The organism is Leyella stercorea DSM 18206 (genome assembly GCF_000235885.1).
GTDB classification, from domain to species: Bacteria; Bacteroidota; Bacteroidia; order Bacteroidales; family Bacteroidaceae; genus Prevotella; species Prevotella stercorea.
The window spans coordinates 1-8,725 of sequence record NZ_JH379434.1; the positions used below are offsets into that span (position 1 = coordinate 1).

At 40.9% G+C, this 8,725-nt stretch carries 7 protein-coding genes and 1 pseudogene; 5 read left to right on the plus strand and 3 right to left on the minus strand.

All coding sequences use genetic code 11. The features are described from left to right. From HMPREF0673_RS07000 to HMPREF0673_RS07015, 4 genes are all read left to right on the plus strand, one after another. Nucleotides 1-828, plus strand: an 828-nt coding sequence (locus HMPREF0673_RS07000; RefSeq protein ID WP_007900055.1) for a relaxase/mobilization nuclease domain-containing protein, incomplete at its 5' end; no start/stop codon positions are given. A gap of 40 nt (nucleotides 829-868) precedes the next feature. Beyond that, nucleotides 869-1,621 carry a hypothetical protein gene (locus tag HMPREF0673_RS07005; protein WP_007900057.1) on the plus strand — a complete coding sequence of 251 codons (753 nt, stop codon included), beginning with the start codon at nucleotides 869-871 and terminating at the stop codon, nucleotides 1,619-1,621. A gap of 197 nt (nucleotides 1,622-1,818) precedes the next feature. Then, nucleotides 1,819-2,271: a copper resistance protein NlpE N-terminal domain-containing protein gene (locus HMPREF0673_RS07010; RefSeq protein WP_007900060.1), complete on the plus strand. Its 453-nt coding sequence runs from the start codon at nucleotides 1,819-1,821 to the stop codon at nucleotides 2,269-2,271. Between the two features lie 175 nt (nucleotides 2,272-2,446). Then, complete coding sequence (locus HMPREF0673_RS07015) at nucleotides 2,447-3,058, plus strand: hypothetical protein (protein WP_228115526.1); 612 nt, start codon at nucleotides 2,447-2,449, stop codon at nucleotides 3,056-3,058. Between the two features lie 110 nt (nucleotides 3,059-3,168). On the opposite strand, the gene HMPREF0673_RS07020 is transcribed toward HMPREF0673_RS07015, so the two are convergent. Then, nucleotides 3,169-3,582, minus strand: coding sequence for a hypothetical protein (locus HMPREF0673_RS07020; protein WP_007900069.1), 414 nt, complete (start codon nucleotides 3,580-3,582; stop codon nucleotides 3,169-3,171). 425 nt (nucleotides 3,583-4,007) lie between these two features. Here HMPREF0673_RS07020 and HMPREF0673_RS07025 point away from each other — a divergent pair, with 425 nt between their 5' ends. Then, nucleotides 4,008-5,084, plus strand: a complete 1,077-nt coding sequence (locus tag HMPREF0673_RS07025; protein ID WP_007900073.1) for a hypothetical protein — start codon at nucleotides 4,008-4,010, stop codon at nucleotides 5,082-5,084. Between the two features lie 63 nt (nucleotides 5,085-5,147). Here HMPREF0673_RS07025 and HMPREF0673_RS14525 read toward each other — a convergent pair. Both HMPREF0673_RS14525 and HMPREF0673_RS14875 read right to left on the minus strand, forming a co-directional pair. Continuing rightward, nucleotides 5,148-6,106: pseudogene (locus HMPREF0673_RS14525) on the minus strand (hypothetical protein); the annotation flags it as partial. 721 nt (nucleotides 6,107-6,827) lie between these two features. Next, nucleotides 6,828-8,725 (minus strand): RHS repeat domain-containing protein (locus HMPREF0673_RS14875; RefSeq protein WP_007900080.1); only part of this gene is annotated, 1,898 nt, incomplete at its 5' end.

The window sequence follows — 8,725 nt, forward strand, 5'->3', positions numbered from 1 at the left end:
CAAAGTTTTGAGCTGCAAAGACAGCTAAATCCTAGGATTAAGAAGCCTGTGGGGCACATAGCTTTGAGCTTCAAGCCCGAGGATAAGCCACGTTTGACGGATGATTTCATGACTAAAATAGCCATTGAATACATGCAGATGATGGGGATAATAGATACCCAATTCATCATCGTAAGGCATCACAATACGGACAATCCACATTGTCATATCGTGTATAACCGCATCAACAATGAGAGCAAACTCTTATCAGACAGGAATGATTACAGGCGTAATGAGCAGGTGACCAAGGCTCTAAAATCCAAGTATGGACTGACCTACGGAACGGACAAGAGCAATACTAATACTCGCAAGTTACGCAATGCTGAGCGTGCCAAATACGAGATTCACAATGCCGTCAAGGATGCCTTGAAAGGCGCTGATAGTTGGCAGAAGTTCAAGAATGAACTTGCAAAGCGAGGTGTTCTCTTGGAGTTTGTCTATAAGGACAAGGAGCAAACCAAGGTGCAAGGTATCCGATTCTGTAAAGACGGATATAGCTTCAAGGGTACGCAGATTAGCCGAGGCTATAGCTTTGGCAAGCTGAATGCAAGGTTTGAGGGAATGGAGAACCATGTATCACCAAAATCCAACTCTACTCTGCAATACGAGCAAGGCTATCATAAGAGCAACCATGAGCCATCCATGTCGGATAGCAGCCAAGACCCTTGGGACGGCATTTCTTCCATTGGACTTTTTGCTTCTGCCAACGCTCAGACCTTTGAGTCTTTCCCAGAGGACGAATCATCCAAGAAGAAAAAGAAGAAACGCAGAAAGGGCTTTAGCTTTTGATGCAAGTTACAAACCATTCAAACAACAAAAGTAATATACAATGAAAGAAGAACTATTGGAAGCCATCTACGGCACAGTTGAGAGATTGGAGCAGAAAGTCGATGAACTTTCTGACTCCACAAAGAACGCAGGAGCGGAAACAGTTCTCAGCCCTGCAAGTGTTGACACAAGCAAACTTGAAAAAGCCATCCTTTCTGTATTCGCAAGAGAAGAGGAAACTATTGGCAATTTAGCAAAATTAAGAGAGGCGATATGCGTCTATATCGACCTTACCAAGAAAGAAGTAAGCAAAGAGGAACAGCGAAGTAAACTCTTGTTTGATACCATTAATATGGTGAAACAAGAACTGAATGCCACATCAAAAGTTGTGCAGGACAAACTTCACGCAATAGGTTACACACCTCAAAAGAAGGTTGTCACCCACCGCTTAGAACCAACTTCAAAGTATGTTCTTCTTTTCATTGCAGCCTTGGCTCTATCCCTTGTTATCTCCATTTGGGGCAATCTAACCCAATGGCGAGAGCATCAAGCTTGGGAGGTGGCTGACTTGAAATATCGGGCATTGAAGATGGTTCTTCCATCTGACGACCCCAATGTTCGATACATCGAAAAGAACTTTTCCGTATGCCCAAATAAAGAAGTTATTGAGAATGTGAGAACTCGTGTAAATATTTACGAGGACTCAATTCGCTACCATAACGAAATGATACAGATGGCAGCAATTAAAGATAGCATTGCCAATAACCTATTTAAAGAGGCGAATGAAATTACAAAGAAAATTAATCAGAAATAATAGACAACGACCATCGGGTACAAGCGCATCCTTCGTTTCGACAAGTTTAAGACCAACGGCATTCGCATCGTTTTCGATAGCGCAAGGGCTTGTCCATGCATCAGCAACATAGCAGAATACTGACTTTTCATTAACTCTCAACTGTTCATTCGTGTCCGTGATGCCACTTGCTTGACATTGCGGACACTTTTTCTTTTATGGTAGCTATAAAGAGGAAATTGATAATTATAGCAGTTTTGGTTATCTCACTTGTTGCATCTTATATCTTATGTGAAACGAAACAAAATGATGCCGATATTGATCCTGTAAAAGTCGAAGAATATACGGCAGTCTTAGAAAACAGTGTTGACTTGGATTCCATTGCAGGAACATATTGCGGTGTATTGCCTCCTAATGTTGAAACAATACTCACGCTAAATGCAGATGGCACCTATCGTTTGAAGCGGAAATCTGCAAACGAATCGGATAGTTGTGAAGTGTTGAATGGCATCTTCAAAGTAATTGACGGCAGTATTTTGATGCTTGAACATCCGGCAAGTGGTGACAACATATTTTATAAGGTGAAGAATGACAGCGGTATTATTCTGATAGATTCGTTTGGGAATGAGCCAAAAGCAAGAGACTCTAAATTATATATCTTGAAAAAATAAAATGGACTTCATTTTTGAATTAATATCAGAATATAGTTACATATACATAACTTATATCGTATTATTGCGTTAAAAATTAGCTTTTCCTCAGAAAAATCTTACATAAAATATATTTTTATCAAGGATTTGCTATATTTTTGCGAGCAGATTTAGTAATTAATATAATATGGTGTATATGAAACTTAAAAGATTATTAAAAATCACAGTTTTTGCATGCTTACTATTTTCTGTTGTGAGTTGCCAAAATGATTCGCCAGAAGAAGTGATGTATAGCAAAACTTCAATGGAGCAACAGACAGAACAAAAGTTGCAATGTCTTTATGAAATGTATAAAGACAAGCCTATTCAGTCTCTTTTCAATACAACACGAGCAACTCGAGAAGTATTAAATGGAGAATGTGTTATCGGTGCGATACAATATTGTGGAAATCATTTTAACGAGAACATCTCAAAGAATGAAATTGTGAGATATTTCGGAGACAAGGTTCAAAGAGACAGAAATGGCAACATCACAGGAATAGCCTTAAATACGTCTGATTGGGATGCTGCATTAAACAATTGGTTTACGGCTACATATCCTTATAGCCAAGCTTACCTGATAAACGAAATAGCCAATGGTAAAATAGCTTGCTGTAGATTGGGGAGTGATAGAAGTCATGCCGTTGTTTTATTGGGAGTTGATGCAGATGCGGGGAAATTCATATATTATGATCCTGTTCTTGGTGGCGAAAATAACAAGGCGGCTTTTACTGAAATATATGATCCTAGAATTATTACAAAAAAGTAAGATGTATAGCTTAGAAAGATGCAGTTGAAACTCTATATATTTTAAACCAAAGAGTCATGGATGTTATAAAAATATCCAGGACTCTTTGATTATTTATAAAAATACTTAAACTATTTCATCAATATAGGTATGTCATAACTTCCATAACCAATAATTTCAACATCTGTAAGAGGATGGATCGGGGTCAGTGAACCTTGTATTTTATACTGAAAATAAATGGTGTCTGTTTGTTGAAGTTTATTAATTCGGATATTCTTTACTTTATCAAAAGCCTCCAATGTTGCACTCTTGAATTTTTTATTGTTGCAATCCACAACTTTTCTTTTGACAACATTTCCCTTGTTATCTGTTTTATATTCAATAGCAACAATTGCCTCTTGGTTACTGGCTTGAAGCTTTATAGGATATTTACAGATATGGCTTAATTTTGATACAAGCAACTGCTTATCTTCACAACTGCGATACCCTTGAGCACTGGCTTGTAAAAATAATAATACCGCTATAATAATCAATATTTTTTTCATACCACAATTTTACAATAAGATACTAATTCAATTTTACAAAAATACATAAAATATTTATAAAATAAGAAAAGTTTTCTGTAAAATAGCTTTTTATGTAGAAAAAAAGATATAATATTTAGTATATTTATGAGATTTTATAAATATTTTACATAAATTTCGTGTCAATTTTGTATTTTTGTGTCGTTTTTTGGGTGGTATTGTCTATTGACTTTCCACATTAGTTATGGGACTTCATGAAAAAACGACTATTGTTTCTCTTTTCTTGACAGACCTTTTCCTCTCGTCATTCTCTCCCTTGTGGCAGAGTCTATTCGCATTGTGTTTAGCTTAAAATCTACAAATTGACTACAAAATGAGAAAACTCACCTTGTTATTGTTGTTGGGTGTCTCTCTTGGCACCTCAGCCCAAACGCCAGGCGGAGTTGATGGCAGTCAAGTATGGAATCACCTTGAAAGGCTCGTACCTTGATAGTGAGGGTAACCTGCTATGGGACATTGCGGAGAATGAAGCCTACCACCACCGTGTTATCGCTTTCGGCACAGTTGCAGCGGGCAGTCTCATTCAACCTCTCTCGACAACCTCGTATGAGGAAAGTCACATGTATTCGGCATTGAAGGACAATGGAACCTATTATGACTCCAATCCTTACAACCCTTCATCCGCTTCCCGTCTGCTTGTGATGGGACGTGAGGCAGGAAGCGCAATTCCGGACGAGGGATATACATTCTGGGGTGACGATAACGCATCGCTTGCGACATACACATCTCCTACCGATTCTCTGTGGCATGTTTTGAAGCGCAAGTGGATGATTAAGACTAATGTGCCTTCCTCACCAGACAGCACAATGACACGATGGATAGGAGAAGGACTTGAAGTGTTCAAGAACGGCTTTATCGACAACCTAACACAAGAAGCGGCTGCATCTGGTGCATACGCCGTAACTCCAGCCTTTGCAGAAGGTGGCGGAGCGTTTGAGTTTACTTGTCCGACAAGCCATCCGACCTTGGACATGGGCTTTGCTGGCAATGGCGGAAACACCTGTAAATACGAATTTAGGTTTGGCAACGATGGCAATGTGTATGCCATCACTGACGGAGTTGTTTCAAAAGCAACCACAGCAACAGATGTTGACGGAACAGACATCTCCATACGCAAAGAAGGTAAAGTAATATATCTGCGCATTGACGGCATCGGAAGTGCCACAAGAAGCATCACCATTCCCGAATCAAATTCAACGGATGCAAGCATGGGCATCTTCAGAACCGAAACTTCGGATGTGTCGTTGGATTTATATGGATTGCGTACAGGAGGCATCGGCGATATTGGTAGCTTTGCAGAACTCAGTTACGACCTCATGCCAAGCAAGGAGTTTGCCGATTACAGCCGCAAGCGTACCATCATGCTTATTGACCCAAGCGGAGAAGGTGAATTTGACACAGGCTGTAATAGCAATGTCAGATGCTCCAAACCGGACATTGCCAGAGGAAAGACCGTTTTCTGAAACATATTCTGGGATGCAGACGGCAGCGGAAGCGATGTCTTCACGTTCGCCTATTATGACGGCATTGCCGTAGAAGCCCTTGCCGTCCACATAGTCGTTGTTGTCCTCGCCATTGTACGGCACTGCAAAGGTTGCATGATTATCCTTGATAACCTGCAACTGCTCAGCATATTTAACCTTATAGTCAACAGAAAGTCCATCAGTCTCGCTACCTGCATACTGGATGCGGCGTGGGTCTGAACCGTAAGAGTCAAAGTTTCCAATCTTGCTGACTACACGCTGGCTACCAATATAGATGTGCTTGGTATAGCGTCCGCCTTGGTTGGCAACCAAATATGGACTAACGTAAAGAGAGAACTTGGCTGTATTTGTGCGACCACCAGCAAACTCGGAGTTTACATAGACTTGGTTACTCTCGCCCGATGTCTTCACCGTGCGCTCTCCGTCTGCGTCATACCAATAATTGGTTACGAAACCGTTATCATCAGAAGCAAGGAGTCTGTTCTCCTCATCCCATTTCAGCTTGCGCTCTGCGGCTTTCTCGTCAGCAATTCCGTCCTTTTTGTGCGGCTTGTGTTGACATAAACAAGGTTGCCGTTGGCATCATACTCGTAAGCATGGCTGTTGTTCACATTCTCGCTCTCAGATGGAGTCTCCTCTGTACGATAGTTCACATCCTTAACGTTGGCGAGTTGGAACTTCTTTCCAGTGTCTGTGCCGTATGTATAAGTAAGGTCATAGCCTGCATTCAAAGTGCCGTCAAACTGCACGTTGTTTTGCGTGAGGATTTGACGCTTAGAGGTGATGCGGTGCATATTGTCATAGCCCATTGCAAGAGTGTAGCTTGCGGTCTTGTTGTCCGCACCTGTATAAGTGCCAGTTGCGCTGACAAGACGATAGAGTGCATCGTATGTATAGGCATGAGCCATCTGTCTGCCAGCCTTTCCACTCTGTGGAACTGACGCACCGTTTACCACGCTGAGCACATTGCTCACCGCATCGTAAGTGTAGGCATTGTCCATGGTGGTATTGCCACCACTGTTCACGGTGAGATTCTGCAATCTGCGACGCTGTGGGTCGTAGGTGTAGAAAGTCTCCGCACCGTTGCAGTACTTCAGGTTGGTGCGCTGCTCGAATTTGTCATAGCCGATACGGTTCACGTAGTCATAGCCGTAAGACTTTCAATATTTCATAATCAGGTTTGCTATCTTATAACAACTCAAACGATTTCTTTTTATAGCATTATGCTAAAAAACATCAGATTTTTGAATCGTATTTATGTGATAAACGAGTCTTTTATTTATGGAGCAGAAGGAAGATATCTGTAATTTCTGTATCCCCTTCTGCTCAACTGTTTACTTTAAAACATGCATTATATCATGTAATATAATATCACCATTATCCCATAGAATATAAAACCAATACCGCCATAGTAGCCCTTAAGAACTGAAGGATGAGGAATTGTTATTTTGAAATAAGTCCTATTAACAGGACTCTTTTTCTGTTCCATATATGTATCAATAAATATTTCTATACCAAATAATATTGCACAAAATGCATGACAGATGTAATAAAAAAAACTTATCACACCTAAGAACAGTCCTATCAATGAAGCTATTCCATATATATATGTGGAAAAACTTTTTTTACTCCTATTTCTGTATAAATATATAAGTATCCATACACTACTCAAGAGCGTTATGCAATTAATAAATATTATGCACCATAGAGGTATCGTATCCATTATTTATTATCTTTTGTATTATTATTTTTAGAGTCCTTTTCTTCTATTACCTTATCGGTGATTTTTTCTGCTCCAGAGATTTTAAGTTGGCGATTTTGATCTAATATTTCAGTTCCTAAGTCAAAACCTTCTTCACCGATTTTTTTGTCATGACTAGGCAAATATTTATGAAATAATTTTCCTGTTGCTTTGTCAATAAGTACAAAAACACCACTCTTAAGCACATCAGCCCAATCACCATTTACTGCATCAATGAGCATTCCTGTAATACCTGCAGCACCAGAAATTGTGTTTCCAATACCAGCCAAAGGTACACCAACTTCAGCACCAGCAACAGACAGTGTTAATGCATAGCCAGCTATAGCAGCAGCATCTCCGACATTCTGGGCTGCATTGACAAATTCTTTACCGACTTTGTAATGAAGAGTTACAACAAATTCACCATTTTCATAAGAACATACCTGATAAGAATATCTAAGACTGGGATTCTTTGTATCTCTGTTCTCAATTACTTCAGAAGCTTTGTTCTTGTGCCATAGATTGTACCATTTACGCGAGGCTTCAGCTAAAGCTTTCCATCTGAAATTTCCATCAGGATCTATATATATGATGGGATTGTTATCTGTATAAATATACGGTGATACATTTGGAGTTTTTTCCTTTAATGCATCCGTAGAAATCCACAAACTCAACCTCGGGTCATAATACCTCGCTCCAAAGTAGTACAATCCTGTCTCCTCATCGAATTCCTTCGCATTGAAAAGATAAGGCGTATTCCAAATGTTATTGCGCTCCTCAACGAACACTTCACCGAAAGGAACATATTCAATATGCTGCACCACCTCGCCATCAAGGTTGGTGATGTAACTACTGCTACCCAAATGGTCTGGGTGGTAGTAGAACTGCATCTTCTCGTATGCATCGCCCTCTTGGAAATTGTTCATCATTGCTCTTGCCATTACACGTGCCTGCGCAGCCTCCAAGCTGCCGTCATTGCAGCAGAAGCCCTTGCCGTCCACATAGTCGTTGTTGTCCTCGCCATTGTACGGCACTGCAAAGGTTGCATAATTATCCTTGATAGCCTGCAACTGCCCGGTATATTTAGCTTTATAATCAACAGACAAGCCATCTGTCTCACTACCTGCATACTGGATGCGGCGTGGGTCTGAGCCGTAAGAGTCGAAGTCTCCAATCTTGGAAACGACACGCTGACTACCTATATAGATATGCTTTGTATAGCGTCCGCCTTGGTTAGCAACGAGATAAGGTGATACATAGAGTGAGAACTTGGCGGTGTTCGTGCGACCTCCTGCAAACTCAGAGTTCACATAAACCTGGTCACTCTCACCTGATGTCTTCACCGTACGCTCACCGTCAGCATCATACCAATAGTTGGTAACAAAGCCGTTGTCATCAGAAGCAAGGAGGCGGTTCTCTTCATCCCACTTGAGTTTGCGTTCCGTGGTCTTCTCGTCAGCCACGCCATCCTTCTTGGTACGGCTTGTGTTGACATAAATGAGGTTTCCGTTGGCATCATACTCATAGGCATGATTGTTGTTCACATTCTCGCTTTCTGAAGGTGTCTCTTCCGTGCGATAATTCACATCCTTCACATTGGCAAGCTGGAATTTCTTGCCTGTGTCAGTTCCATAATTGTACGACAAATCATAACCTGCATTCAATGTGCCGTTGAACTGTACATTGTTCTGCGTGAGAATCTGACGCTTTGATGTGATACGGTGCATATTGTCGTAACCCATCGCAAGAGTATAACTTGCGGTCTTGTTGTCAGCACCAGTATATGTACCTGTTGCACTGACAAGACGGTAGAGGGCATCGTATGTATAGGTATGTGCCATCTGTCCGCCAGCCTTTCCACTCTGTGGAACTGACGCAC

Excerpts from the sequence above, each read along its gene's own strand:
- HMPREF0673_RS07015 (WP_228115526.1), top strand. The coding sequence starts at position 2,447 with ATGAAACTTAAAAGATTATTAAAAATCACAGTTTTTGCATGCTTACTA.
- HMPREF0673_RS07020 (WP_007900069.1), bottom strand. The coding sequence starts at position 3,582 with ATGAAAAAAATATTGATTATTATAGCGGTATTATTATTTTTACAAGCC.
- HMPREF0673_RS07010 (WP_007900060.1), top strand. The coding sequence starts at position 1,819 with ATGGTAGCTATAAAGAGGAAATTGATAATTATAGCAGTTTTGGTTATC.
- HMPREF0673_RS07025 (WP_007900073.1), top strand. The coding sequence starts at position 4,008 with ATGGCAGTCAAGTATGGAATCACCTTGAAAGGCTCGTACCTTGATAGT.
- HMPREF0673_RS07005 (WP_007900057.1), top strand. The coding sequence starts at position 869 with ATGAAAGAAGAACTATTGGAAGCCATCTACGGCACAGTTGAGAGATTG.